23 protein-coding genes and 3 pseudogenes are annotated in these 24500 nt (G+C 64.3%); 14 read left to right on the top strand and 12 right to left on the bottom strand.

What is annotated here, in order from left to right:
- Positions 1-228 precede the first annotated feature (228 nt).
- Positions 229-542, top strand: a pseudogene (locus PYV02_RS14980) (ISL3 family transposase); the annotation flags it as partial.
- 21 nt (positions 543-563) lie between these two features.
- On the opposite strand, the pseudogene PYV02_RS14975 reads toward PYV02_RS14980, so the two are convergent.
- The 9 genes and pseudogenes from PYV02_RS14975 to PYV02_RS14935 form a co-directional block, all read right to left on the bottom strand.
- A pseudogene (locus tag PYV02_RS14975) lies at positions 564-1169 on the bottom strand (ISAzo13 family transposase); the annotation flags it as partial.
- A gap of 131 nt (positions 1170-1300) precedes the next feature.
- Complete coding sequence (locus tag PYV02_RS14970; RefSeq protein ID WP_275759872.1) at positions 1301-2071, bottom strand: IclR family transcriptional regulator; 771 nt, start codon at positions 2069-2071, stop codon at positions 1301-1303.
- A gap of 11 nt (positions 2072-2082) precedes the next feature.
- A complete protein-coding gene (locus PYV02_RS14965; RefSeq protein ID WP_275759871.1) occupies positions 2083-2934 on the bottom strand; it encodes an alpha/beta hydrolase in 852 nt (283 codons plus the stop codon).
- Complete coding sequence (locus tag PYV02_RS14960) at positions 2931-4724, bottom strand: FAD-dependent monooxygenase (protein WP_275759873.1); 1794 nt, start codon at positions 4722-4724, stop codon at positions 2931-2933. Before PYV02_RS14960 ends, PYV02_RS14965 begins: the two co-directional genes overlap by 4 nt.
- Before the next feature lie 52 nt (positions 4725-4776).
- Positions 4777-5751 (bottom strand): LLM class flavin-dependent oxidoreductase, encoded by a 975-nt coding sequence (locus tag PYV02_RS14955; protein WP_275759869.1) that lies wholly within the window; start codon positions 5749-5751, stop codon positions 4777-4779.
- A gap of 31 nt (positions 5752-5782) precedes the next feature.
- Positions 5783-6583: an ABC transporter ATP-binding protein gene (locus PYV02_RS14950; protein ID WP_275759868.1), complete on the bottom strand. Its 801-nt coding sequence runs from the start codon at positions 6581-6583 to the stop codon at positions 5783-5785.
- Positions 6573-7328, bottom strand: a complete 756-nt coding sequence (locus PYV02_RS14945) for an ABC transporter ATP-binding protein (protein ID WP_275759867.1) — start codon at positions 7326-7328, stop codon at positions 6573-6575. The genes PYV02_RS14950 and PYV02_RS14945 overlap by 11 nt, the downstream gene beginning before the upstream one ends.
- Before the next feature lie 44 nt (positions 7329-7372).
- A complete protein-coding gene (locus PYV02_RS14940; RefSeq protein WP_275759866.1) occupies positions 7373-9277 on the bottom strand; it encodes an ABC transporter permease in 1905 nt (634 codons plus the stop codon).
- 80 nt (positions 9278-9357) lie between these two features.
- Entirely contained in the window at positions 9358-10578 is a 1221-nt protein-coding gene (locus tag PYV02_RS14935) for an ABC transporter substrate-binding protein (protein WP_275759865.1), read from the bottom strand.
- Between the two features lie 166 nt (positions 10579-10744).
- Between PYV02_RS14935 and PYV02_RS14930 the strand changes: the two genes are divergently transcribed.
- The 7 genes from PYV02_RS14930 (at position 10745) to PYV02_RS14900 (ending at position 17256) form a co-directional block, all read left to right on the top strand.
- A complete protein-coding gene (locus PYV02_RS14930) occupies positions 10745-11716 on the top strand; it encodes a 3-carboxyethylcatechol 2,3-dioxygenase (RefSeq protein ID WP_275759864.1) in 972 nt (323 codons plus the stop codon).
- 9 nt (positions 11717-11725) lie between these two features.
- On the top strand, positions 11726-12184 hold the full coding sequence (locus PYV02_RS14925) for a cupin domain-containing protein (RefSeq protein WP_275759863.1): 459 nt from the start codon (positions 11726-11728) through the stop codon (positions 12182-12184).
- Between the two features lie 143 nt (positions 12185-12327).
- Positions 12328-13071 (top strand): alpha/beta fold hydrolase, encoded by a 744-nt coding sequence (locus PYV02_RS14920; protein ID WP_275759862.1) that lies wholly within the window; start codon positions 12328-12330, stop codon positions 13069-13071.
- Positions 13068-13856, top strand: a complete 789-nt coding sequence (locus PYV02_RS14915) for a 2-keto-4-pentenoate hydratase (RefSeq protein ID WP_275759861.1) — start codon at positions 13068-13070, stop codon at positions 13854-13856. The genes PYV02_RS14920 and PYV02_RS14915 overlap by 4 nt, the downstream gene beginning before the upstream one ends.
- An 11-nt stretch (positions 13857-13867) precedes the next feature.
- Positions 13868-14809, top strand: coding sequence for an acetaldehyde dehydrogenase (acetylating) (locus PYV02_RS14910; protein WP_275759860.1), 942 nt, complete (start codon positions 13868-13870; stop codon positions 14807-14809).
- A complete protein-coding gene (gene dmpG, locus PYV02_RS14905; RefSeq protein ID WP_275759859.1) occupies positions 14806-15840 on the top strand; it encodes a 4-hydroxy-2-oxovalerate aldolase in 1035 nt (344 codons plus the stop codon). Before PYV02_RS14910 ends, dmpG begins: the two co-directional genes overlap by 4 nt.
- Positions 15841-15891: 51 nt before the next feature.
- Positions 15892-17256: a flavin-containing monooxygenase gene (locus PYV02_RS14900; RefSeq protein ID WP_275759857.1), complete on the top strand. Its 1365-nt coding sequence runs from the start codon at positions 15892-15894 to the stop codon at positions 17254-17256.
- 204 nt (positions 17257-17460) lie between these two features.
- Here PYV02_RS14900 and PYV02_RS14895 read toward each other — a convergent pair whose 3' ends face one another.
- A complete protein-coding gene (locus tag PYV02_RS14895) occupies positions 17461-17877 on the bottom strand; it encodes a DNA adenine methylase (protein WP_275759856.1) in 417 nt (138 codons plus the stop codon).
- Between the two features lie 175 nt (positions 17878-18052).
- Here PYV02_RS14895 and PYV02_RS14890 point away from each other — a divergent pair, with 175 nt between their 5' ends.
- Positions 18053-18793: a hypothetical protein gene (locus PYV02_RS14890; protein WP_275759855.1), complete on the top strand. Its 741-nt coding sequence runs from the start codon at positions 18053-18055 to the stop codon at positions 18791-18793.
- A gap of 121 nt (positions 18794-18914) precedes the next feature.
- Here the strand turns inward: PYV02_RS14890 and PYV02_RS14885 are convergent, their stop codons facing one another.
- Positions 18915-20108, bottom strand: coding sequence for an acyl-CoA dehydrogenase family protein (locus PYV02_RS14885; RefSeq protein ID WP_275759854.1), 1194 nt, complete (start codon positions 20106-20108; stop codon positions 18915-18917).
- A gap of 100 nt (positions 20109-20208) precedes the next feature.
- Between PYV02_RS14885 and PYV02_RS14880 the strand changes: the two genes are divergently transcribed.
- From PYV02_RS14880 to PYV02_RS15425, 5 genes are read left to right on the top strand one after another with little or no spacing between them, the layout of a single operon-like run.
- Positions 20209-21354 carry a CaiB/BaiF CoA transferase family protein gene (locus tag PYV02_RS14880; RefSeq protein ID WP_275759853.1) on the top strand — a complete coding sequence of 382 codons (1146 nt, stop codon included), beginning with the start codon at positions 20209-20211 and terminating at the stop codon, positions 21352-21354.
- 17 nt (positions 21355-21371) lie between these two features.
- On the top strand, positions 21372-22055 hold the full coding sequence (locus tag PYV02_RS14875) for a GntR family transcriptional regulator (RefSeq protein ID WP_275759851.1): 684 nt from the start codon (positions 21372-21374) through the stop codon (positions 22053-22055).
- On the top strand, positions 22052-22597 hold the full coding sequence (locus PYV02_RS14870; protein ID WP_275759850.1) for a MaoC family dehydratase: 546 nt from the start codon (positions 22052-22054) through the stop codon (positions 22595-22597). Before PYV02_RS14875 ends, PYV02_RS14870 begins: the two co-directional genes overlap by 4 nt.
- Positions 22597-23415: an HpcH/HpaI aldolase/citrate lyase family protein gene (locus PYV02_RS14865; RefSeq protein ID WP_275759849.1), complete on the top strand. Its 819-nt coding sequence runs from the start codon at positions 22597-22599 to the stop codon at positions 23413-23415. The genes PYV02_RS14870 and PYV02_RS14865 overlap by 1 nt, the downstream gene beginning before the upstream one ends.
- Positions 23412-23744 (top strand): ArsR/SmtB family transcription factor, encoded by a 333-nt coding sequence (locus PYV02_RS15425; protein ID WP_420833644.1) that lies wholly within the window; start codon positions 23412-23414, stop codon positions 23742-23744. Before PYV02_RS14865 ends, PYV02_RS15425 begins: the two co-directional genes overlap by 4 nt.
- 475 nt (positions 23745-24219) lie before the next feature.
- On the opposite strand, the pseudogene PYV02_RS14860 reads toward PYV02_RS15425, so the two are convergent.
- Positions 24220-24401 (bottom strand): annotated as a pseudogene (locus PYV02_RS14860) (low molecular weight phosphatase family protein); the annotation flags it as partial.
- Positions 24402-24500 lie beyond the last annotated feature (99 nt).

Here is a 24500-nt window from a genome sequence, read left to right as displayed (position 1 = left end):
ATCACGGTGACGTACTTGTCGCCACGCCTGGTGTGGCGCCAGACGTGCTCATCGACGCCAATGACCTTCACGCCCTCGAACCGCGTGGGGTCGTTGAAATCTGACTGCACTCAAGCAGATATGCAGACTGTGGAATGACTGGACTATCCGGGTCGGCACGCCGATTTTCGGCGTGGTTCGGCGATGATGCGGCATTTATCGCGAGAGGGTCCACGAGATGGATAGCCCAAAGAAGGCTTACGCGTGATCTTCAAACTCCCGTACGAGCAAGCCGGCGAGGCCCTCGACAGATGGGTCGGCTGGGCTCGGCGTTGCCGGATCCCTGCGTTCGTGAAGCTGCAGAAATCGATCGTCAAGCACCGGGCTGCGATCCTCGCCGCGATCGAGCACGGCTTCTCCAACGGCCGGGTCGAATCCATGATTACACCAAGATCCGACTCATCACCCGGATCGCCTTCGGATTCAAATCACCCGACGCCCTCATCGCCCTCGCCATGCTCAGCCTCGGCGGCCACAAACCCGTACTCCCCGGCCGGAACTGACCCACGGTTATGTCAGGAGAGCCCGTTGTTGCGGTAGTTGCCGACGAGTTCCTTCTTCTTCGCGTCCACGCTGATCACCGGATCGGCGGTGCTCAGGTGATCAGCGGCCTGCTCGTTGAGATAGGAGAACTGCCCGTCCCGGTCCGGGTGCTGGTTGCCCTCCACCGTCTTCGCGTTCGCCTGCAGGCTGAACCCCTGCTCTTTCAGCAGCCGACCCACCGTGTCCGCACTGACCCGGTGCCTGGCCGCCGTCAACTCGGCGGCCAGCTTATCCGTCGACAACGTCGTCCACGACAACGCCGACTCAGGATCCCCGCGACGGGTCGGCTCCACCAGACCCAGCAACGCGGGCACCAGGCCGGGGTCGGTCTCAGTGATCTTCTTGCGGCCCCCGCCGGGCCGACGCACCCGACCCAGCGGCGCTTGCCCCGATTCCAGCTCCGCCACACCCTGCTGCACCCGCGATCTGGACGCCCCCGACGCCCGCGCTACCGCGATGATCCCACCATGACCCAGCGACCGCGCCCTCGCCGCGAGCACCAGCCGCACCGAGCGCTCATCCAGATGCAGCAGCAACGCCTCGAACTCCGCAACCATCTCATTGATGACATCCCCGGAAATGGCCATACACCATTATCCGACACCACACACAATCAGACTGTATTATTTTGCGGAGTGTCCTTAGCTACCGGCCTCGCCCAACCCTGACGTAGGGGGTCGATCGCGACGATGTCAATCACTTCGTGTTCAGGCATCGCTCAGCTGGCTGCAGCCATCGGGCGCGTGGCACCGAGTTGACGTGACAGCATCGACGCTGCAGTCTTCACCGCGGGATCGACCCGATCGACGTTGAGCAGGTTTAGCCAACCGCTCACGGAGATGGCCGCGATAACCTGATTGTCCTCATTGAAGACCGGGCTCGCCACGCAGACGATGCCCCGAGTTGACTCCTCGAACTCGAACGCGACCCCGGTCTCCCGGATCCGCACGAGCTGTTGAAAGAAGATACGAGGGTCGACGATCGTCCGGGGCGTACGGCGGGGCATCCCGGTCAAGATCACCTGCTTGACCAACGACGCATCCGAGAAGGCCAGCTGCGCCTTCCCGAGCGCTGTACAGTACGGAGGCATTCGTCCTCCCACACGGGAGGGGAGAGCGGGGCCGTTCGGGCCCTGCAGCTTGTCGACGTACACGACATCGCCCCCGTCCATCACGGCGAGGTGGATGGTCTGCCGGGTCGCTGCGGCAAGGTCGGAGAGGATGGGCATCGCCGTGTACCGGAGGTCGCGTTGGCGTGGCACGAGCTGACCCAGCTCGAACAGTCGCAGGCCCAGTCTCACGCCCCGACTAGTGCGTTCCAGCATCCCCCAGGAGACCATCTCCACGACCATCCGATGAATGGTCGGACGGGGGAGATTGCAGCGACGCGAGAGTTCCGACATCGACAGGTCGCTCTCGCCCCCGAGGAACGTGCCGAGAATCGTGAATGCCCGCCCCAGTACGGAGTCGGGCGGGCTGGCCTCAGTCATCGCGCGCAGCCTCAGTGTCGCGACAGAAACTCAAGCACCACATCATTGTGTTCTTCCCACTGTTCGTACTGTGCCCAGTGGCCTGCTTCGGCGCAGTGCCATTCGTTCCGAGGGATGCTGTCCGCGATTTTTCTGCCCTGTTCGGGCGGAACGCTGTTCGCGGTTCCCCAGTAAACGAGTGTAGGCGGGGAGAGCTCACCGAGGCGATCCTGGCCGATCTGCAGTTCGAGGTTCGTCTCGACGCTGAAGTACTTCTCGGCGACGGCCCGCAGAGCGCGATTCGACTCCGGGTCGGAGAAGATCCGCGTCCGCAGCTCCACGATCTCGTCGTCCAGCACTGCCGGGTCGGCGAACAGGGAGGTCATCCGTTGGCGTGTCTGCTCCGTCGTCACCGTGTCGAGGGCAAGCAGCTGCGAGCGGAGCACCGCGGCGAGTCGAGAAGCGTCGGGCCCCTCGGACCACGCCCGCAGGCCCATCGGGGTCGTCAGTACGAGCGCTCGCACACGCTCGGGGTATCGCAAGGCCAGTTCGGTGGCGACCCAGCCGCCCATCGACTGACCCTCGATGAAGCATGTGGGGATGCTCAGCCCATCGAGCAGGCCGACGAGCTGATCGACGAGGGCACCGATCATGTCGCGGGGTACCGCGGGCTTGTCGGAGAGTCCGTGCCAGAGGAAGTCCGGCGCGATCACACGGTAGGTCTTCGCGTACGCCGGGATGTTGTGGCGGAAGTTCTCGAGGTGACCTCCCTGCCCGTGCAGCAGGAGGAGGGGATCCCCCGCGCCAGCGGTCAGCACCCGCGAACGGTGCTCGCCATCCCGATAGGTGATCTCCGACCCCAGGAGGTCGGTCCACAGGGTCACCGTCGTACTCCCACATCGACGATCTCGGGTTCGAGCACGCGGGTCAGCGCATCCACCAAGGCTCCTTCGTGGCCGGGTGCGTCTGAGGAACGCCACGCCACGTGCGCGTCCGGTCTCACGAGGATCGCCCCCGCCGAGCTCACCTCACGGAGCTCATCCCATTCGTCCGCGTTCTCATAATCGCCATCGCCACCGATCGAGATCATCTCGATCGGGATCGTCGGCTGTTCTGACCGAAGGCGCGCAAGCTCCGCCTCCCAGGCAACTCCGCCCCGAGGGTCGACCAGCAGAACGAAGGTCGACCCGTCGATCAGGTCGAGGGTCGATAGCCGCTGGCCGTCCCGGTCCGTGAGCCACGAGTGCGGAAGCCGGTGGCCCGGTCGTGACGACGGCACGTACCGGCACACCGGGTCGTCGAGTCGCACGGACGGGACGGGCTCCGCGACCAGCGCACCACGGTCGTAGTGGAAGCCCAGCTCCAAACCGTGAGCCTGATAGGCGTGACGCTTGGTGCGAATCGCCTCGGCGACAGCGTTTCGCGCCGGATCATCCTCCGTGGCTTGGAAGAAGCGGCGAAGGATGCCCCACCCCTCGTTCGGCGCCATGTCCGCGGTGAAACCCAGCGCCCGGTCTACCTCCTGGTTCTGGTAGAACGACTGCAGGGCCTGCGTGACGTTGGTCAGGCCGATCGGACGCCGTTCCGAGGCATAGCTGTCGAGGAGCGCATCACCAGCCTGTCCGTTCAGCACCGCAGCGAGTTTCCACGCGAGATTGTGAGCATCCTGAATCGCAGTGTTCAGGCCGAGTCCGCCCGCGGGGGGATGCCGATGGGCGGCGTCTCCCGCGAAGAACACCCGACCGATCCGGTACTCGTCCGCGACGACCCCCTCGACATTCCAGGGGCTGATGCGATGCACTGTCGCCTCCAGGTCGGGCAGACCCAGCGTGGTCCGAAGAGACCCCAGGATCTCGTGTTCATCGAACGACACCGGTTCGCCCGGCCGCACGGAGAAGGTGTAGATCCACTCCCGGCACTCGAGCCCCCATCCGCCGCCGCCCATCTGCACGAGGGTGCCGCGGTGCTCCAGACCACGACCGTCGGGATTGACGAACCGGTAGATCGCCACGCTCGGGTCGGGGAGAGATCGGGAGAGATCGGCTGAGAAGTGCGTACTGATCATCTTCACGAGGCCCCGTTCTCCGGACATCGTCATATCGAGCAGGGCGCCCACGGTTCGCCCGCCGTCTGCAGCCACGACGAAGTCCGCCTCGACCTCGTAGGTCTCGCCCGTATCGGACGCTGCCACGGTCGCGGTAACCCCTCGCTCGTCCTGTCGAAGGTCGACGAGTTCGTGCTGGAAGCGGATTGTCGCAGACGAGGATTTCTGGGCTCTCGTCAGCATGAGCGGCTCCAGCCAGTGCTGCGGCAGGTTGGTGATCCGGCAGGGGCTGCTCGCGTCGTACTCGGGCATCAGGCCCCCGCCTCCCCAGGAGTCGATCGCGCCGACGCATCGTCCATGAAGTTCGGAGGGGCTACCGAGAGAGGTATACCAAGCGGTCCGAGACATCATGTCGATCGGCGCGCCCTGGTCGTAGATGGCATCCGCCAGGCCGGCCTGGCGGAAAACCTCCATCGTGCGCTGGTTGAGAATGTGTGCTTTCGGGAGCATCGACGTCGTCGTGCGGCGCTCGATCAGGAGCGTCTCCACGCCCAGCCGCGAGAGCAGCATCGACGTGGCCAGTCCGGCCGCGCCTCCTCCGACGATGAGAACTGGAACTCGGTTGTGCATGGTGCCCCTCACGTGGCTCTGCTGATGATGAATTATCTGCGGGCGAGGCGGGTCAGGGGCGAAGAACTCGTGCGAAGGCTTCGAGCTCCCGCGCCGTGTCGACGCCGACCGGATGGAAGACGATCTCCGTGCCGCCACCGACCTCGATCGCGTCGAGCCGCGCCCGGAGGTTCTCGGGAGTGTCGCTGAAGCTGTACCGCGCGACCGTCTCGGCGTCCACGAGCAGGGCGTCGGGACCGTCGGTGGACGTGAAGTGACTGCGATGCACCGTCAGATGACGGTGTTTCTCCGGAAGTGATTCGACGTAGTGCAGCCATTCCGCTCCGTGCGGCATGGCTTCGATCCGGGCAGCCCCATCCGGCTGGTCGTACGCCTGGTGATACGCGAGGGCGACACCCGGCCCCGCGTCACGGAGGACGCGAGGTGAGTCGAAGCTCTCGTGCGGATCGAGGACGGTTCCCGTTACGGTGACCGCGCACCAGTCGAATCCGCTCACGGGTTGGTTGATCCGGAATATCCCGTCCGCCAATCCCCGTGCACGCTCGACGCCCACAGGCCCCATCGCCGCGAGGAGGATAGCGGGGACCCTCGAGCGATCGACCATCCCGGGCGGATGGAGCATCGCCGTGGACTCGCCGTCAATCTCGACGATGTCGCCTTCCAGAAGCTGTCGCAGCAGTTCCACATATTCGGCGACCTCCCGCCACGGCTGCGGGTTCTTCCCCAGGAGCCTGCGTCCGGTGTTGCCAGTTCCCACGGTGACGGCAACGCGGCCGGGGGACATCTGCTCGAGTGTCGCGATCGCTGCGGCCGTAACGACGACGTGGCGAAGGCTCGGCACGATCACGGCGGGGCCGATTCCGATCTGCTCCGTCGCCGCCGCGATCGACGAGAGGGTCATCCACACGTCGGGAAACACGTTGGGCGAGTCGTTGATCCACACCCGGTCGTACCCGAGGGACTCCGCCACCTTCACGTGATCCTCAACGCCCGGCCAGGGATTGAGGGTGCATGACAGCTTCAGCATGTTCGGCTCCGGACGGACTGGATTCGTGTATTCATCGTGAACTCCTGAGAATCGTGCGCAACCGTTCGGTTGCCGGGTGCGCCTCCGTCCATGACGTGGAGGCAGCGCTGCCGAGGTAGAGGTCGGTCAGTTGGGGGGAGTGAAGAAGCTCTTGGCCCGTGCCGGACATGGTCACGTGGCCGTCCGAGAACATGATCCCGCGATCCGCGATCGCGAGCGCTGCCCGGGCGTTCTGCTCGAGCAGCAGCACCCCCGCGGTTTCCGCGGTCTTCTGGATCATCCCGAAGATCTCGGCCACGAGGGACGGTGCGAGCCCGAGGGAGGGCTCATCCATGATGAGGTAGCGCGGTTCGCTCATCAACGCCCGGCCGATGGCGAGCATCTGCTGCTGGCCACCGGAGAGAAGACTCGCCGGCTTGGTCATGATCGTTCCGAGCACAGGGAAGAGCCCCGTGATGTCGTCGACTCGTGATGCGACGGCCCGCGTCGACATGGCGGGGCGACGCGGGAGGGTCCCTACGATGAGATTCTCCAGCACCGACAACTCCCCGAACACCTGTCGGCGCTCGGGTACACATCCGAGGCCCAACCGTGCCCGCTTCCACGGAGCCGAGCGGTCGAGGTCGACACCGTCGAGTAGTACTGTCCCTCCGCGTGCGGGGATGAGTCCCATGATGCATCGCACGGCGGTGCTCTTGCCCGCGCCATTGGCGCCGACCACGGCGACGATCTCACCGCGCCGGACGGAGAAGCTCGCCCCGTGGAGAACGTCTGCGTCCCCGTAGCCGGCGCGCACGTCGCGCATCTCCAGTGCTTCGTCGCTATTCGTCATCTCCGACCTTTCCCAGGAAGGCGTCGCTCACGGCCTTGTCGACTCTGAAGGCTTCCGGCTCGCCGTCGAAGACGACCCGACCCCGATCCAGCGCGATGATCTGATCCGAGACGCTCAGGACGAGGCTCATATTGTGCTCCACGAATACGACGGTGAGCCCGATGTCGCGCATGGCGCCCATGAGGCGTCCGAGTTCCGCCGTCTCCGCATCATTCAGCCCGGCGGCGGGTTCGTCGAGCATGAGCAGTCGCGGCCGGGCCATGAGCGCGCGGACGAGGTCGAGGAGCTTCTGCGAACCGGTCGACAACGCCGCCGCGTTCTCGCCCGAACGATCAGCCAGGCCGACGATGTCGAGGAGTTCCCGCGCCTGCTCACGGAGTTCGCGCTCGGCCCGGCTGCGACGGTAGACGCCAACTGCCTGCGAGAGGAAGTTTGTGCGCACATGGATATGAGCGCCCGTGAGCACATTCTCGAGGGCGGTCATGCTGGGAAACAGCCGGGGAGTCTGGAAGGTCCGGATGATGCCCATCCGGGCGATTCTCTCGGTCTTCGCGCGCGTGATGTCCTCCCCGAACGCAATGACCTGTCCGGCATCCGCTCGGTACATCCCTGTGATCAGGTTGATCGACGTGCTCTTGCCCGAGCCGTTCGGCCCAATCAGCGAGGTGACGGAACTCGGGGCCACGGTGAGGTGCACATCCTGCAGCGCGTGCACGCCACCGAAGGCTTTCGCCAGGCCGGTCACGTCGAGCGCCTCGCCACCGGGTGCACCCGGGAGGGATGTCGCGTTCATCGTGCGCCCTCCTTCGCGTCGACCTCGGGTACTGCACCCGTCCGGGGTCGTCGACGTGTCAGACGGTGCGCAAACTCGGAGATGCCGCCCCACAGACCCTCGGGGAGGAGGATCAGGATGATCATGAGCAGGGCGCCTTCGAACAGCTCGCTGTACGTGGCGATCACCTGCAGCTGGGTGGGAAGCAGGGTGAGGAGCACAACGCCGACCACGCCGCCGATCAGAGTGCCCTCTCCGCCCACGATCAGCATCGTGATGAGTGCGAAAGACAGGTGAACGCCCATGATGTCCGGCGAGAGGTACTGCAGGTAGCTCACATACAGGCCACCGGCGAGCCCCGCCAGTACCGCCCCGATCACGAACGCATAGACCTTGTACCTCGTCACTGCCACACCGATTCCGCGCGCTGCATCCTGGTCGGCTTTGATTCCCTGCAGGGTGCGGCCGAAGTCGGACTTGGTGAGGTTCCAGAGCAGCAGCATCACGCATCCGGCGATTATCCAGACGAAGTAGTAGAACGCTTGGCTGTTGAGGGTGGTCCCGAAGAGTGACAGCGGCGGGATGCCGGCTATGCCCGAAGCTCCGCCCGTGATGGTCGTCATGGAGACGGCGAGAGAGTCGATCAGTAGGCCGAACGCGAGAGTCGCGAGCGCCAGGTACAGTCCGGATAGCCGGACTGTGGCCAGAGCGACGAGGAGTGCCGCGACCGCCGCGACGACGATCCCCACACCGATCGCCGGCCAGAGATCCCAGCCTGCCTTAACCGTCAGAAGGGCTGTGGAGTACGCGCCCAACGCCATGAATCCGGCGTGGCCCAGGCTCACCTGGCCCGAGAAGCCCACGACCACATCCAATCCGAGAACGGCGACGGCGAGCACTCCGGCGATGATCAGGGCTGAGAGTGCCGTCGAGTTCACCCAGAGCGGAGCCGTCCCGATGGCGGCGACGACCAGCAGAGCGATCGCGAAGAAGGCGGGCCGTGTGAGCTGGACTCCCACCCTGCCGACGAGTGGACTGGAGTTCGCGACGTCCGAGCGCCGCTTGGGACCGCCGAGCAGGCCCTGCGGACGAACCAGGAGCACGAGCAGGAGCACCAGGAGAACGACGATGTTCGAGGAGATCTGCGGGAAGTAGGCGGCGGCGACCTGCTGGATGATGCCGACGACCATCCCACCGACGACGCCCCCGGCCATGGAACCGAGCCCGCCGAGCACGATGGCGATGAAGCCGGAGTTGGTGAGGCCGGTGCCGCTGCTGTACGCCCAGGAGAAGAGCGGCCCGGCGACGATCCCCGCAAGAGCGCTGAGCGCGCCCGCGGCGGTGAACGCGATAGTACGCAGCCGCGACACGTTCACGCTCATCATCGTGGCGGTCTCGGGGTTCTCGGCCGCCGCTCGAACCGCGATACCGGTCTTCGTCTTGCTGAGGAAGAGGAAGGCCGCGATCGAGACAAGAGCGAGGATGACGATGATCCAGATCGCTTGGCTGGGCAGGCGTGCACCGCCCGGGAGTGTCCACACCTGATCGGGCGGGAAGTTCGGTAGCGAGTACGGCCGGCTTCCCCAGATCACCTTGCTGATGCCCTCGAGCACAATGAGCGCACCGAGGCTGAGGATGAGGAGCGATCCGGGAGGAAGTCGCCTGATGGCGGGGGCGATCGCGAGTCGTTCGAGCAGGAAGCCGCAGAGTGCTCCGACGAGCAGGGCTCCCGCGAAGGCCGCGAAGAACGGCAGTATCGCGAGCAGCGAGTTGAAGCTGAGCGCTCCGACAACCGCGATGGCGCCCTGGGCGAGGCTGACCGTGCGCGTCAATCTGTAGATGAGCGTCATGCCGAGGGCGACCAGCGCAAGTATCGCACCGGCCATCACCGCGCCGATCGCGACATTGATGAACTGGGTCATCGAGAGGTCCTTCGTCTGTGTCGTCGAGAGTGGTGGAGTCGTGCGGAGGGGCCGGCCGCGAAGGGCCGACCCCTCGCGTACTAGTCGAGCGAGCGACCCGCCGGCCCGCTGACGGGTGGCCAGGCGCCGAGCCCCTTGTCCCATTCGGCGACGATCACGTTCTCGACGGTGATGCCGCGCTGGTCATCGTTCGAGAAATCGTAGGTGCCGAGGATGCCATAGAAGTCGGTGAGACCGTTGATGTGGTCCTGGACCTCCGCCGCCGTCGTCGCGCCGTTGCGCAGCGCGTCGATGAGGAGCAGTGCGGAGTCCCACGCCAGGCTGTACGTCGCGTTCGGTGTGAGGTCCCTCGTTGCCAGGATGTCGACCCACTCCTTACGCACGTCGGCGCTCGGACCGGTCTCGTCGAGCATGTAGTTTGGCCATTCCGACGTCGAGAACAGCAGACGCTCGGGCATATTGGGGGCGTAGGACTCCATGAGGTCGAGGTTCATGTTCGCCATGCTGGTGATGACGGGAACGGTGACGCCGGCCTGCTTCAGGGAGCTCAGCACGGTGCCGAAGCTCGCGTCGGAGTTCCATGCGATGACGACATCGGGATCGGCGGCTGCGATGCGCGTCGCCTGCGCGGAGAGCGCAGTGTCGCTCGTCTCATAGGACTCGCTGGCGACCACTTCGAAGTCACCGTCGGACTCGTCGATCGACCGCGGGAGTTGTTCGCGGCCATCCTGGCCGGTTGCATCGGATGCTGCGATGTATGCGATGCGCGACCATCCCTCGGACTCGAAGTAGTTCAGCATCGAGTCGAACTGGTCGTAGCTGCCCACCGAGGAAGAGAACTGGAAGCTGCCTGCGGCGGGGCGCACCGACGGCGATGCGCAGTACGACACGGGGCCGGCCGCCTGGATGAGCGGTGCCACGGCACCACACGTCGAGGCGAGAGAGGGACCGAGGAAGGCCGGGACGCCCTCGTCGACGAGCCCGCGGGCGAGTTGCGCGGCAACCGCCGGCGTCGTCTGGTCGTCGAGGAACTCGAACTCCAGATCGCGACCGTTGATGCCGCCGTCGGCGTTGACGGACTCCTGGAGCGCCTCGAGTGCGGCCTTCTCGCCGCTGCCGAGGAAGGACGCTCCGCCACTGATCGACAGCAGCGCGGGAATGGTCACGGGCTCGGTATCCGAGGGCTCGGTGGGGGTGCTCGCGCACCCGGCGGCCAGGGCGACAATCGCGGCCGAGACGGTTAGGGCCGCGAATGCCTTCGGGCGGAAGTAACGGAACGCGAATGGTGTTTCAGACAACATCGGCTGGACTCCTTAGGAGCAACCCGCCAGCCACTCTGGCGAGGTGATTCTCAGAGGATCTCTGCCACCCGACGAGAAAGTCAAGGTAATGCGTTCACTGAACGAGACATTCTCCGCCAGTATCATCGGTAGTCGAGCGCAGGCATCTCGGGGTGTTGTCCATTCAATGAGACAACTCGCTTGTGGTTCCCGTACGAAAGGTGGTTGTTTCAGTACTGCCGGATCGGACTGGCGGATTGAGGACAACGAAGTGCAAATCAAATCGCAGGTGCTCGCTGTGAGTGCATCGCACGCTCCGGGCATGACAGCAGACACACATCAGGAAATCGGAACGACCTTTCGGGCGGGGCTCGATCGAGCACGTCGAATCGTCGAGGATTTCGACCCGGACCTCGTGGTCATGTTCGGCTCGGATCATCGCCGTGCATACGAGCCGGTCATCCCCGCGATCTCGGTAGTACTCTCCGCCGAGGGGTATGGTGACCACGGATCGCCCACAGGCGAGTATTCGATCCCGTCTGACCTGGCTCGGAACCTCGCCCAGCACCTGCTCACTGCGGAATTCGATGTGGCGGTATCGCGAGGCGTGCGGCTGGATCACGGCTTCGGCGAGACCCTTGGGCACTTGTTGGGAGGCTTGGACGCCCGACCGGTACTTCCGGTATTCATCAACTGCGCGACGCCGCCGCTCGCGGCACCGTCCAGGGCAGTGGAACTGGGCGACGAGGTCGCACGATTCCTCGACCTGCTTCCGGCCCAGAAGATCCTCATCGTCGGTTCCGGTGGGCTCTCGCACTCGCCGCCCACGCTCGAGGTCGACACGCTGACGCTCAGCGACAAGGAGAGGCGACGCATCTCCCAGGAAGGTCGTGCGGCTGCCGTCGAGAAGATCAATCCAGCGTGGGACGCGGAGTTCCTCGGTCGCCTGCAGGTCGCTGACTCGGGCTGGCTCGAATCGGTGACGCAGGAGTTCATCACTGATGGCGGCGTCGGGGCCAACGAGATTCGCACCTGGCTCGCCACCTGGGCGGCCGGCGGTCGCAACTCGATGGAGACTCTCGCCTACGAACCCATCAAGGAGTGGATCACCGGCATGGGTGTGGTGTCCTCTTCGTGGGCAGTCGAATCCGGCGAGTAGAGCGTGGGCATGCGCAGGGTCGTCACGGGCCTCTCGGGCAGCAGGGCAGTGATCGTCTCGGACCGAGTGGTGGCGCCGCTGTCGTTCGGGACTCACGGCGGCAGCATCGTTCCCGTGTGGCCGTCGACCGAGGGCGGGCCCAACGGGTTTCGCGTCTCGATCCTCAACATCCCCCCGTCCGACGACGGGGAATGGGACGCGTTCGTCATGGACAGGTTCGGCGATGACGCCGATTCCGCCCAGCCGGGCATGCACGAGACGCCGACCACGGACGTCTGTTTCGTCGTGTCGGGTGCGGTAGCTCTGCAACTCGACGGTGGAGATGAGGTTATTCTGCAGGCCGGCGATGTCGTTCTGCAGGACCGTACTCGGCACCGTTGGGTGAACCGTGGTGCCGAAATGGCATCGATCATGGCCGTCCTCGTCGAGGCGAGCGCCACAGTCGAAGAAGGAAGGCCGACGTCGTGAACGGACAGATCACGGGAGCCGTGATTGAGAAGCCACCGGTGAGTGTCGTCCTGGGTTCCTTACAGCACTCCATCGAGTTTGTGAATGTCGGTCCCTGGCGCACCAGAGTGCTGCAGGCGGGCACGGGGGAGCCTCTCGTCCTCATGGCCGGTACCGGAGGGCATCTTGAGGCGTATGCGCACAACATCGCTGCACTCGCCAGCCGGTTCCATGTCATCGCCTACGACTACCCCGGTCACGGCTATACGACTCTGGCCGAGGCCGACCTGGAGCTCTCCGACTACGTAGCGCACCTCGCTCAACTCCTGGCAATGTTGGGCGTGGAGCGGGCACATCTCAACGGGGAGTCGCTGGGTGGATGGGTAGCGCTCAAGTTCGCCGCAGCGTTCCCGGACCGCGTGGGACGACTCGTGCTCAACACGCCCGGGGGCACCATGGCGCGGCCCGAGGTCATGGAGCGGATCCGTGGGCTGTCTCAGGCCGCCGCGGACAACCCCACTCGCGAATCGATCCGCGCTCGCCTCGAGTGGCTGATGGCCGACCCCGCTACGGTGAGCGACGAACTCGTCGAAATCAGGAGGGCGATCTACTCGCGTGATGGATTCGCGGAGTCGATGCGTCACATCCTGTGTCTGCAGGATCCGGAGGTACGGCGCCGGAACATGGTGACCGACGAGGACCTGGCGGCGGTTCCGCACGGTGCCCTCGTCGTGTGGACGTCGGACGACCCGTCGGGCCCGGCGGGAGTCGGACTCGATATGGCGGAGAAGATCTCCGGGGGGCGGTTCGAACTCGTCGAGGGTGCCGGCCACTGGCCGCAGTGGGAGCAGAGCGAGCGATTCAACTCGCTCGTGCTCGAGTTCCTCGCGGAAGGCTCGCAACGATGAGCAGCAATGATGCCGCTCTGGTCGAGTCTGCCGTCGACCTTCTCGAACACGCCAGTGCAACGGCGACCGCGTGCGATCCCGTTCGGGGAATCATCCCGACGACACTCGATGCCGCATACTCCGTGCAGGAGAGCCTCACCGAGCGGGCTCTGGCGGCCGGTCGAACGATCGTGGGACGCAAGATCGGACTGACGAACGTTGTCGTGCAGAAGCAACTCGGTGTGGAGCAACCGGATACCGGCGTTCTCTTCGACGACATGCGGACCGACGACGGCGGCGAGCGTCCTTACCGCACCCTCATCGCACCGCGCATCGAGGCGGAGGTGGCGGTCATCCTGGGATCTGACCTCGTCGGGCCGGACATCACTGAGGAGCGTGTCCGCGCTGCTGTCGAGAGTGTCACCGTGGCACTCGAGATCGTCGACAGCCGCATTCGCAACTGGGACATCACGATCGTCGACACGGTCGCAGACAATGCCTCGAGCGCTGGCTTCGTGATCGGGTCCGACCGCGTACCGCTGGGCGAGATGGATCTCAGCGCGGTGAGTATGACTCTTCGCGAGGGATCGACGATTGTCTCGCAGGGTACCGGCGCGGATTGCCTGGGCGATCCCATCGCTGCCCTGCTCTGGCTCGCGACCGCTGCACGCGACCTCGGACGGCCGCTCCGAGCAGGGGAGATCGTGCTCACGGGAGCTCTCGGCCCCATGGTTCCGGTGACCGCCGGTGCCACGTACACGTCCGACGTGACCGGTCTCGGCTCCGTCAGCGTCACACTCGCGTAGGAACGGAACTCATGACCACCAAGGTTGCCATCATCGGCTCGGGAAACATCGGAACCGATCTCATGATCAAGATCAGGCGCTTGTCGGGGGAGTTGGAACTGGCGGCAATGGTCGGGATCGACCCCGCTTCCGACGGTCTCGCCCGTGCGGCACGCATGGGAACGGCGACGACGGCGCGCGGTGCGGCGGGTCTCATCGAGCTCGAGGGTTTCGACAAGATCGATATTGTCTTCGACGCGACATCCGCCCGCTCCCACGTGGAGAACGCGGCTCTGCTGAGCCCTTTCGGTAAGCGGATGATCGATCTCACGCCGGCGGCGATCGGTCCGTACGTCGTGCCGAGCGTGAACCTCTCGGAGCACCTCTCAGCCCAGAACGTCAACATGGTCACGTGCGGCGGACAGGCGACGATTCCCATCGTGGCCGCACTGAGCGCCGTGACGCCCGTGCGCTATGCGGAGATCGTCGCATCGATCGCCTCGAAGTCGGCGGGACCGGGAACACGTGCGAACATCGACGAGTTCACCGTGACGACGGCTCGTGCCGTCGAAGCGGTCGGTGGCGCCGAACGAGGTAAGGCTCTTATCGTTCTCAACCCGGCGAACCCGCCCCTCGTCATGCGTGACACTGTCTCGGCGATCGTGGACGAATGCGATACTGCACAACTGGCGAGTTCGGTTGAGGCAATGGTCGCCGCCGTACAGAGCTACGTGCCGGGCTATCGACTCAAGCAGGCTGTGCAGTTTCGGACACTCGCTGTCGACGATCCGCTGCACCGACTGGTCGACACACCCGCCCGAGCGCGCATTCTCGCGTCGATCTTCCTCGAGGTGGAGGGGGCGGGGCATTATCTTCCCGCGTACGCCGGGAATCTCGACATCATGACCTCGGCCGCGCTGAGGGTAGCCAGAGGAATCGCCGCTGAAGCGGAGAAGGTTGGAGCTTCGGGATGAACGAAACACGGTTGTACATCCAGGACGTCACACTCCGCGACGGCATGCATGCGATACGTCATCAGTACACTCTCGACCATGTGAGGTCGATAGTCGGCGCGCTCGATGCTGCCGGCGTCGACGCGATCGAAGTCGCGCACGGAGAGGGACTGGGCGGCTCGACCGTGACCTACGGTGCGGGGCGCCACACGAACGAGGAATGGATCGCGGCCGCGGCGGAGGTCGTCACTCGAGCGAAGCTGACCACGCTGCTCGTGCCCGGCGTCGGGACCGTTGAGGATCTGCATCGAGCTCGAGACCTCGGTGTGACCTCGGTGCGTGTGGCGACGCATTGCACCGAGGCTGACATCTCGGCCCAGCACATCGAGACCGCTCGTAACCTCGGTATGGACGTGTCGGGTTTCCTCATGATGAGTCACATGAGCGAGCCGGCGGAACTCGCCGCTCAGGCCCGGCTGATGGAGAGCTACGGCGCGCACTGTGTCTACGTAACCGACTCCGGTGGTCGCCTCACCATGAACGGAGTTCGTGAGCGCGTTCGCGCCTATCGCGACGTGCTCCGCTCCGAGACGCAGATCGGAATCCACGCGCACGAGAACCTCTCCCTCTCTGTCGCGAATTCTGTTGTCGCTGTCGAGGAGGGCGCGATCAGGGTCGACGCGTCGCTGGCGGGCCAGGGCGCTGGCGCTGGCAACTGCCCCATCGAGCCGTTTACCGCTGTCGCTACCCTGTTGGGATGGAAGCACGGATGCAACACCTTCGCCCTGTCGGATGCCGCTGAGGATCTCGTACGCCCGTTGCAGGATCGGCCTGTGCGGGTCGACCGCGATACCCTCACCTTAGGCTTCGCAGGCGTCTACTCGAGCTTCCTTCGCCATGCTGAACGGGCAGCGAGCGAGTACTCCGTCGAAGTTCGCGACATCCTCGTGGAGGTGGGGCGACGCGGACTCGTGGGCGGTCAGGAGGACATGATCGTCGACGTCGCCCTGGATCTGGTCGCAAACCGTGCGCCGTCAGACACGCGTTTGTGAACATCGACAACCCTCATCGCGATCGCTCCTGATCGCGGAATGGAGAAGCAAATGAACAGTCGCAAAGTAGCGATCATCGGCGCCGGCGCAGCCGGTCTAGCAAACGCCAAGTACTTCGACGCAGCAGGTCACGATGTGACGATCTTCGAAATCGGCACCGTGGTCGGCGGGCTCTGGGCCTACAACAACGACAGCGGCCGCAGCTCAGCTTACAGGTCGCTACATATCAATACGTCCAAGAAGACCACCGCGTTCTCGGACTTCCCGATGGCAGATGACACTGCGATCTTTCCCAACCACTGGGAGATGTCCGAGTATCTGAACGCGTACGCCGACCGCTTCAACCTCCGTGAGCGAATCAGGTTCCGCTCGGAGGTCGTCGGGGTGGAGCCGACGGCACCGGGCGACGACGGACGCTGGTGGGTGCAGACCATTGGTGGCGATCGGGAAGCGTTCGACGCAGTCGTGATCGCCACCGGGCACCTGACCGTCCCCAACCTGCCCGAGGTCGTCTCGGGCTTCACGGGCAGGCTTCTTCACTCACACGATTACAAAGAGCCGTGGGAGTTCCGCGGATCCCGCGTATTGGTGATGGGCACGGGCAACAGCGGGCTCGACATCGCCGCCGATCTCAGCGTGGTGGCTGATCAGACGCTGCTCGCAGTGCGCTCGCCGGAGTTAGTCACGCCAAAATTCGTCGCGAATCTACCGCTGGGATGGGTCGAGGCCCCGTTCCGGAAGAGATGGCTGCCGTCCGATCTGTACCTCATCATCCGGCGGATCATGACCTGGCTGGTGCACGGAAACATGGAGCGCCTCGGATTCGGCAAGCCGCCGCTGCGAACTCATCCGATCTCGCACGCCACCCTGGTGAATCACATCCGGTATCGGCGAGTCCTCGTCCGACCCGGGGTCCTCGGCGTCGACGGCAACACGGTGCACTTCTCCGATGGATCCGCAGAAGACCTCGACGTGATCATTTGCGCAACGGGTTACATCATGACCTTCCCTTTCCTCGATCCTTCTATCGTGTCCGCGGACTCCGACGGCAGCCTGAACCTCTTCGGTCGCGCGGTTCCTCCGAAGTGGCCCGGCTTGTACTTCGGGGGCTACTTCAACTCAAACGGACTGTCGAACCTGCGCATGTTCGAGCACCAAGCGAAATGGTTTGCGGAGCTGGAATCGGGAAGCGTCGTGCTCCCCAGCGAGGACGAGATGCTTCGCGAGATCGAGGACACCAAGAACTTCATCAAGCGTCGGTACCCAGCCGGACTGCGTTACGCCTACGAACTCGAGCCCTTCCCGTACCTGCGCTTCTTGCGACGCGAACAGAGGCGATCAGCGGCGAGGCGCCGGCTCGCCGGAAACAGTTTCGAGTCCGCGGGGTCGGCAGATCGACTCGCCGCCCCGAGATGATGCTGATACCTGAGCGAGCGGAGTCCGGCGCCAGGCGCTCATTTGACGTGCCGCAACTTCGAATGCGCGGCCGGATACGGCTCAGACCCTTCGCCTGGAACCTCCCCGAATTGGCCGGCGGCGAGCATCTCTAACGCCGCTCGACCCCAGATCTCTTTGAGGAAAGGGGCTATCCATTTTGTGGACCTAGATTGAATAGTCTTGCTATATGCCTGTGGAATCTGCATATCTGCTTGAGTCGATCCGCATCGCGTTCTCGGGCGTGAAGTAGGCACGGGGAGAGCCTCCGTAACCAGGCACTCCGGCAGGCGAAAACTCTCGATGGAAGTAGCCAGCAACGGGAGTGAGAGCGTTGAGCTGATCAATCGCTCCCTCGTATCCACCGAGGCTCACGAACGGTGGTGCTTCGTTGAAGAGAAGTCGCGCCTTGGCGTGCAGAACCGGGAATGTAAGAAAGTCGCTTGCCGCCACGCTGTATCCAGCCTGCGCAAATGCTTCGGAGACCGCAGCAGTGCCGCACATAGGATCGGCGATCCGCGAGCCGTAGGGCACAAACTCACCGATGATGTCCGTTAGCCATTCAAGCAGCCGAGTCTTGTTGCCCAAATAGCGATATGCCATCCCGCACTCCCAACTCGCGCTTCTGTCAGTTCCGACCCCAGTCTAGGAACTGTCGGCCCTCGGGGCCGCATGGTTCTACTTGACGGCGAGCCTCAGACATCCGAATGTTCCCCTCCTCTCGGCAAGTGGGAGGGTGTGCCGCCTGAATGTCTCCGGCCGCTGCCACCATGAGTCCATGACAGAGCTTGCCTATATGGTCCGGGAAGACTGGGCCCAGCACGGCACCGCGATGGTGCCTCAGAGCGCAGTGATCCGAGACTGGATCGGTCCGGCGCCCTACCTATTCGCCGTAACCGACGTGAAAAAGTTCAACAGCGAGGGACGCAGCGCTGACCTTGAGACAGCGAAGTTCATCGCCCCTGACGCCTCGACTCGCAAGGTCTTCAATATCTCCGAACTCGGCGGCCTTCGCCGCGAGGACAGGGTGATCGACCACGCCGTCGTGATCCTGCACCCATACGGTGAGCGGGACCTTGACGCTCTGGGCGACGCCGTGAAGGACGATGTGTTCAAGAAGGTCTTGGTCATTATCTGGTCGCCCCGCGACATGGTTCACGCCTGGTTAGACGGCCTCGGTGCGATCAACCTGCACATCGGCGAGGCCTTCCCGGCCCCGGATCCAGTTATGGTTGAGGCGGGCAAGTCGATGGTGGACGAGGAGTACAACGGGCTCGGCTCTGGCCACGGCAAGGATGCCGTCGTGCAGCTAGTACGGGCGTTCACAGACGCTGGCTATCCCCTCGACGTAGATGCTTGGCTCCGCGCTTACTTCCGAGCAGGCGGCACCTTCCGCCATGGCGAGTCGATCGCGAAGCTCCTCGGTGAGATGAAGAATGGCACCAAGCACCGCGTCCAGATCCGGTACCGCGACAACATCGTCGAGATCCTTCGCGGCCGTGTCGCTTCCAAGATCTAGGGACCCGTGGCTCTCGGAAGAGCAGCCGCGAACTCGCGTTGAGACAAGGCGTCGAAGCGGTGCGTGTCGGGCACCTCCTTGACGAGCACGACGATCTTCATGGCGTTCCCTCCCGGCAGGATCAGACGCGGTTGCGGTCGACGAGCTGGCGCGCGATGACGTTCTTCTGGATCTCGTTCGTGCCCTCGCCCACGATCATGAGCGGAGCGTCGCGGAAGTAGCGTTCGACATCGAACTCGGTCGAGTATCCGTAGCCGCCATGGATGCGCACGGCGTTCAGCGCGATGGTCATCGCTGTTTCCGAGGCGAACAGCTTGGCCATGCCGGCCTCCATATCGGCACGCGCGCCCGAGTCGTACCGGCGGGCGGCGAAGTGCACGAGCTGGCGTGCCGCGGTGAGCTGCGTCGCCATGTCCGCGAGGTAGTTGCCAATCGACTGGTGCTTCCAGATCGGAACGCCGAACGTCTCGCGCTGTTGTGAGTACTTGATCGAGTCCTCAAGCGCGGCGCGGCCCACGCCGAGGGCGCGCGAGGCGACCTGGATACGGCCGATCTCGAGCCCTCGCATCATCTGCGAGAAACCTTCGCCCTCGTCCGCGCCTAGGAGGGTGCCCGTAGGGGTGCGGAAGTCGTCGAACGAGAGCTCGCAGCTCTCCACGCCCTTGTAGCCGAGCTTGGGTAGGTCGCGCGAGACGGTGAATCCGGGGCCGCTCTCGACCAGCAGGATGCTCATGCCTTTGTGAGCGGGAGCCGCCTGCGGGTCGGTCTTGCACAGCAAGGCGATCAGTCCCGAGCGGCGGGCGTTGGAGATCCACGTCTTCGAACCGTTGACGACGTAGTCGTCGCCGTCGCGGCGGGCGGTCGTGAGCATCGCCTGGAGGTCGGATCCGCCGCCGGGCTCGGTGAGGGCCATGGTCGCGCGCAGCTCCCCGGTCGCCATGAGCGGCAGGTAATGGTCCTTTTGCTGCTCGGTGCCGTAGGTCATGATCAGCTTCGCTACGACGGTGTGGCCGCCCATCGCGCCTGCGAGGCTCATCCAGCCGCGCGACAGCTCTTCGGTGATGGCCGCGTAGCAGGAAGCCGAAACCTGCGCGTCACCCCACGGCTCGGGGATCGCTAGGCCGTAGATGCCCATCTCCTTCATCTGCGCGATGAGGTCTTCGGGGTAAGTGTTGGTGTGCTCGAGCTGCTGCACGACGGGCTTGACCGCCCGGTCGACCCAGTCCCGCACGAGGTGCACGAGTTCGAGTTCACCCTCGGCAAGTTCGTGGATGCCGTCGCTCACGATGTCACCCTGTGCAGTCGATGCCGCCATGGTCCTACCCTCCTGTCGTCATCGAGCAGAATATATTGCCAGCGCTTCCAAAGCGCAAGATGCTTGATATCAGTGAACAACCGGAATATATTGTGAACTTGTGACCCTTCCCCTCGACGGCATAACCGTCATCGCGCTCGAGCAGGCGGTCGCCGCTCCGTTTGCCTCACGGCAGCTGGCCGATCTCGGGGCCCGCGTTATCAAGATCGAACGCGGCACCGGAGACTTCGCGCGGGGCTACGACGACAAGGTCAACGGGTTGGCGAGCTACTTCGTCTGGCTCAACCGTGGCAAGGAGAGCGTCGTGCTCGACCTGAAAGACCCCGCCGACTTCGCCCTGCTCACCGCGATGGTGCGCGAGGCAGATGTGCTGATCCAGAACCTGGTTCCCGGCGCCGTCGATCGCCTCGGTCTCAGTGCCGAAGCGGCACTCGAACTCAACCCGAAGCTCATCTTCGCGTCGATCTCTGGCTACGGCGCCGGCGGCGCCTACGAGGACAAGAAGGCTTACGATCTGCTCATCCAGTGCGAGTCGGGCCTGCTGAGCGTCACGGGCATGCCCGATAATCCGGCAAAGGTGGGCATCTCGATCGCCGATATCGCCGCGGGCATGTACGCGTACTCGGGCATCCTCGCGGCGCTAATCAATCGCGGGCGCACGGGGCGCGGCGACATCCTCGAGATCTCGATGCTCGAGGCGATGGGCGAATGGATGTCGCAGCCCCTCTACTATGCGATGTACGGCGGGCAGGCTCCCGAACGCAGCGGGCCGCAGCACGCGAGCATCGCGCCGTACGGCCCGTTCCCTGTGAGCGACGGGACTGTCTTTCTCGCCGTCCAGAACGAGCGCGAGTGGGCGCACTTCTGCAGCGACCTGCTCGGGCAACCCGCTCTCGCCACAGATCCGCGGTTCTCATCGAACACCGAGCGGGTGGCGAATCGCCCCCTTCTGCACGAGATTATCGAGGCGGCGCTGGGCGGTAGCTCCGTCGTTGAAGTGCTCACGAAGCTCGACGAGGCCCAGATCGCGAACGCGCAATTGCGCACGATGCTCGAGCTAGCCGATCATCCACAGCTTCACCAGCGGGGTCGATGGCGCGAGATCGGGAGCCCGGTGGGCGACATCTCGGTGCTCCTGCCTCCGGTGTCGGGCCGCGAGCTCGAGGTCACCCTCGGTACCATTCCTGAGCTTGGGGCGCACACCGATGCGGTGAAAGCGGAATTCCAGGCGCGGAGGAGGCAATGACGGTTGGATGGGGTCTCATGAGTGCACCCACCGAATCCTCGCGTACCCTCGGCCAGCTCAGCGACAGGGCGTCGCGGCACATCCGCGAACTCATCATCTCGGGCGGGCTCGCTCCGGGCACGACGGTGCGGCCCGAGATCATCGGTGAGCAGTTGCACATCTCAGCGACGCCGGCCCGCGAGGCGCTGCAGATGCTTCGCGCCGAGGGATTCCTCGACCTCGCTCCCGGGCGGGGATTCAGCGTCTCCCCGTTGAGCGGCGACGACATCCGCGACCTCTTCGTTATGCAGTCGCTCGTCGCCGGAGAACTCGCCGCTCGCGCCGCGGGTCGGTGGACCGCCGACGAGCTCCAGGAGCTGCAGGCTCTGCACCACGAGCTCATCGCGGCAGCGGCCCGCTCCGACACCTCCAACCTCGAGATCAAGAACCACGCATTCCACCGCCAGATTAATCAGATGGCGAAGTCGCGAAAGATGCTCAGAGCGCTGAGCCTGAGCACGCGCTATGTGCCGCGGGAGTTCTACGGGTCCATTCCCGGGTGGCCCGACGCGACGGTCGAAGACCACGGCGCGATTCTCGCGGCGATCGTCGAGAGGGACGACGAGCGAGCGCGCTCTGCGATGGGCGAGCACATCATCCATGCCGGCGAACTGCTGGCGCAGCATTTCGACACCAGGCTCAATAAGGGAGACACACCGTGAGTGACAACGCATCGAGGGTAGTCGAGGGCTGGAACGGCCGGCTCTTCGAGGACTTCGCCGTCGGGGACATCTACTACCACCCGTTCGGCAAGACGGTCACCCAGGCCGACAACCAGCAATTCACGCTCGCCACCCAGAACGTCTCGAAGACCCACGTCGACGCCCACTTCGCCGCGAGCACCGAGTTCGGCAAGCCGCTTGTGAACTCGACGTTCATCCTCGCGCTCGTCACCGGCCAGTCGACCATGGACCTCTCCATGAACGTGTTCGCCAACCTCGGTTGGGATGAGGTGCGCCTGCCCACCCCCGTGCTCGAGGGCGACACGATCTACTCCCGGTCGAAGGTGCTCACGCTGCGTGAGTCGTCGTCGCGCCCCTCGATCGGCATCGTGGGAGTCGCGACCGAGGGCTTCAACCAGGACGGCAAGATCGTGATCTCGTACCGCCGCACCTTCATGGTCTACAAGCGCGGGTTCCTGCCGACGGTCGCCGACTCGCGCCCGTCCGAGGAGTCACTGCCCACCGTGCCAGTCGCCGGCTGATGGCTGCCGGGATCGACTACGCGGTCACCGCGCTGTTCGTGCCGGGCGACCGCCCCGACCGGTTTGAGAAGGCGGTCGCGACCGGCGCCGACCTCGTCATCATCGACCTTGAAGATGCAGTTCCACTCGATGCGAAGTCCGATGCCCGCGCCAACGCTGTGCGCGCATTGGCCGGGCTCGAGGCCGCAGTGAGAGTGAACCCGCTCGCCGAGGGCGGGCTCGCCGACGCCGAGGCGCTCGCCGGGATCTCCACACTGCGCGCCGTCATGCTCCCCAAGTCGGAGCGCGCCGAAGACGTCGCCGCCCTCCGTGCCGTGCTCGGCGACGGCGTGCCGATCATTGCGCTCATCGAGACCGCGTTGGGCGTGCGGGGGGTCGACGCAATCGCCCAGAGTGCGGGAGTCGCACGGCTCGCTTTCGGCGCTCTGGATTTGTCTGCGGATCTCAACGCCACCAGCCGCTCTTTGCTCGATCAGGTACGGATCGAATTGGTGCTCGCTTCGCGAGTAGCGGGCCTCGCCGCGCCACTGGAGTCGCCAGACCCCGATTTTCGCGATCTCGAGGCGCTCACTGTCATGGCACGCCAATCATCTTCTCTTGGTTTCGGAGGTCAACTCTGCATTCACCCCGCGCAGGTCGCGGCCGTGGAGGAGGGGTTCGCGCCCAGCTCGGAAGAAATTGCTTGGGCCCAGCGCGTCGTTGAGGCTTCACGCGGCGGTGCTGTGCAACTCGAGGGCACCATGGTTGACCGCCCGGTGTATCTACGGGCAATCGCAACCCTTTCACGAGCGGGCGCTCCTCGCCCTCTAATACCGTGAGTCAAGCGCTAGCGGGACTGGGAGCGAGCAAGACGCGCATGATGGTCCTTGAGGTCCTCGCTGAGAGTGGTGAACTTACCGTGTCCGAACTCATGCTCAAGTGCGAATTCTCTCGGAACGGGATCACGGATCATCTCCGCTCACTGACGCAGATTGGCATTGTGAAATCGGAACAACGGAGACGAGATTGGGCGACTAAGCCCGTCACTCATTATTGGATTGAAGCTGACTGCTTGGAAGAACTCGCATGGAACATTTACGACGAATTGCACGCACATGTGGAGTCGCATCGGGTGGGCCCATTTGCGAAAGGGCATCGACGATCCTGAGTCGAGCCCTCCGTAATCCGCGGTTGACTTGAGTAGTTGCCCTCGCCATCGAGTTGATCTATAGCGGCGATCTTCGTGAGCGGTATTCCGATGCCGATGCCGATACCGATGCCTTTCAACATCTCGCGAATCTTGTCATTGGAATGAGTGAGGTTGAGGATCCTTGAGAAGCGGGGAAGGCCACTGATGTGATGATCGACCAGGTAGCGAGGAAACTCCTGAGCCCACTCGTGTCCGCTCAGCTATCAGCTGCACGAACATGTTCCTAACGAACAACTCCAACTGGTCGGAAGCCCACAAGCCGCTCGACACGCTCGCGTCCTGCTGTTTTCTATCGGCTTGGGTGGTCGCCCACATTGGACTCGACGGAAGAACTCTTTCGCCTTCAGCAGTTTAGCCCGCAGCTGAGCTGAATGCTGCCCTGCCTCCGGCTGACCGGAGGTTCAAGGAGCCGATCGGGTACGAAGCCCTCTGACTAGTCGACCATGGTCAAGAGGGTTACCACTCGATCGCGAATCTGATCGCGCACGACGCGAACCTCGCTGACGCTCAGCGTGGCGGGATCTGCGAGATCCCAGTCGAGGTAACGCTTTTTCCGGGATAGATAGCGCAGGCGTCGCCGCAGCCCATGGTGACTACAACGTCGGCTGCTTGGACGACGGAGCCTGACCCGCTTTTCCGGACACCTGAGTTGAGGCGATGATCGTCTCAGAGAGGAGTCCGTGAGATGCCTGCTGCCCACCCGCCGGAGTTCCG

It is taken from the genome of Antiquaquibacter metalliresistens (assembly GCF_029211225.1).
In the GTDB taxonomy this organism is placed as follows: domain Bacteria; phylum Actinomycetota; class Actinomycetes; order Actinomycetales; family Microbacteriaceae; genus Rhodoglobus; species Rhodoglobus metalliresistens.
Note: the sequence above shows the minus strand (reverse complement) of the source record. Positions and strands in the feature narration are given on the sequence as shown.

Bases quoted from the DNA above. Each gene is read 5' to 3' on its own strand.
- PYV02_RS14970 (WP_275759872.1), bottom strand. From the start codon at position 2,071: ATGACTGAGGCCAGCCCGCCCGACTCCGTACTGGGGCGGGCATTCACG.
- PYV02_RS14960 (WP_275759873.1), bottom strand. From the start codon at position 4,724: ATGCACAACCGAGTTCCAGTTCTCATCGTCGGAGGAGGCGCGGCCGGA.
- PYV02_RS14955 (WP_275759869.1), bottom strand. From the start codon at position 5,751: ATGCTGAAGCTGTCATGCACCCTCAATCCCTGGCCGGGCGTTGAGGAT.
- PYV02_RS14950 (WP_275759868.1), bottom strand. From the start codon at position 6,583: ATGACGAATAGCGACGAAGCACTGGAGATGCGCGACGTGCGCGCCGGC.
- PYV02_RS14940 (WP_275759866.1), bottom strand. From the start codon at position 9,277: ATGACCCAGTTCATCAATGTCGCGATCGGCGCGGTGATGGCCGGTGCG.
- PYV02_RS14935 (WP_275759865.1), bottom strand. From the start codon at position 10,578: ATGTTGTCTGAAACACCATTCGCGTTCCGTTACTTCCGCCCGAAGGCA.
- PYV02_RS14930 (WP_275759864.1), top strand. From the start codon at position 10,745: ATGAGACAACTCGCTTGTGGTTCCCGTACGAAAGGTGGTTGTTTCAGT.
- PYV02_RS14925 (WP_275759863.1), top strand. From the start codon at position 11,726: ATGCGCAGGGTCGTCACGGGCCTCTCGGGCAGCAGGGCAGTGATCGTC.
- PYV02_RS14920 (WP_275759862.1), top strand. From the start codon at position 12,328: ATGGCCGGTACCGGAGGGCATCTTGAGGCGTATGCGCACAACATCGCT.
- PYV02_RS14915 (WP_275759861.1), top strand. From the start codon at position 13,068: ATGAGCAGCAATGATGCCGCTCTGGTCGAGTCTGCCGTCGACCTTCTC.
- PYV02_RS14910 (WP_275759860.1), top strand. From the start codon at position 13,868: ATGACCACCAAGGTTGCCATCATCGGCTCGGGAAACATCGGAACCGAT.
- dmpG (WP_275759859.1), top strand. From the start codon at position 14,806: ATGAACGAAACACGGTTGTACATCCAGGACGTCACACTCCGCGACGGC.
- PYV02_RS14900 (WP_275759857.1), top strand. From the start codon at position 15,892: ATGAACAGTCGCAAAGTAGCGATCATCGGCGCCGGCGCAGCCGGTCTA.
- PYV02_RS14895 (WP_275759856.1), bottom strand. From the start codon at position 17,877: ATGGCATATCGCTATTTGGGCAACAAGACTCGGCTGCTTGAATGGCTA.
- PYV02_RS14890 (WP_275759855.1), top strand. From the start codon at position 18,053: ATGACAGAGCTTGCCTATATGGTCCGGGAAGACTGGGCCCAGCACGGC.
- PYV02_RS14885 (WP_275759854.1), bottom strand. From the start codon at position 20,108: ATGGCGGCATCGACTGCACAGGGTGACATCGTGAGCGACGGCATCCAC.
- PYV02_RS14875 (WP_275759851.1), top strand. From the start codon at position 21,372: ATGAGTGCACCCACCGAATCCTCGCGTACCCTCGGCCAGCTCAGCGAC.
- PYV02_RS14865 (WP_275759849.1), top strand. From the start codon at position 22,597: ATGGCTGCCGGGATCGACTACGCGGTCACCGCGCTGTTCGTGCCGGGC.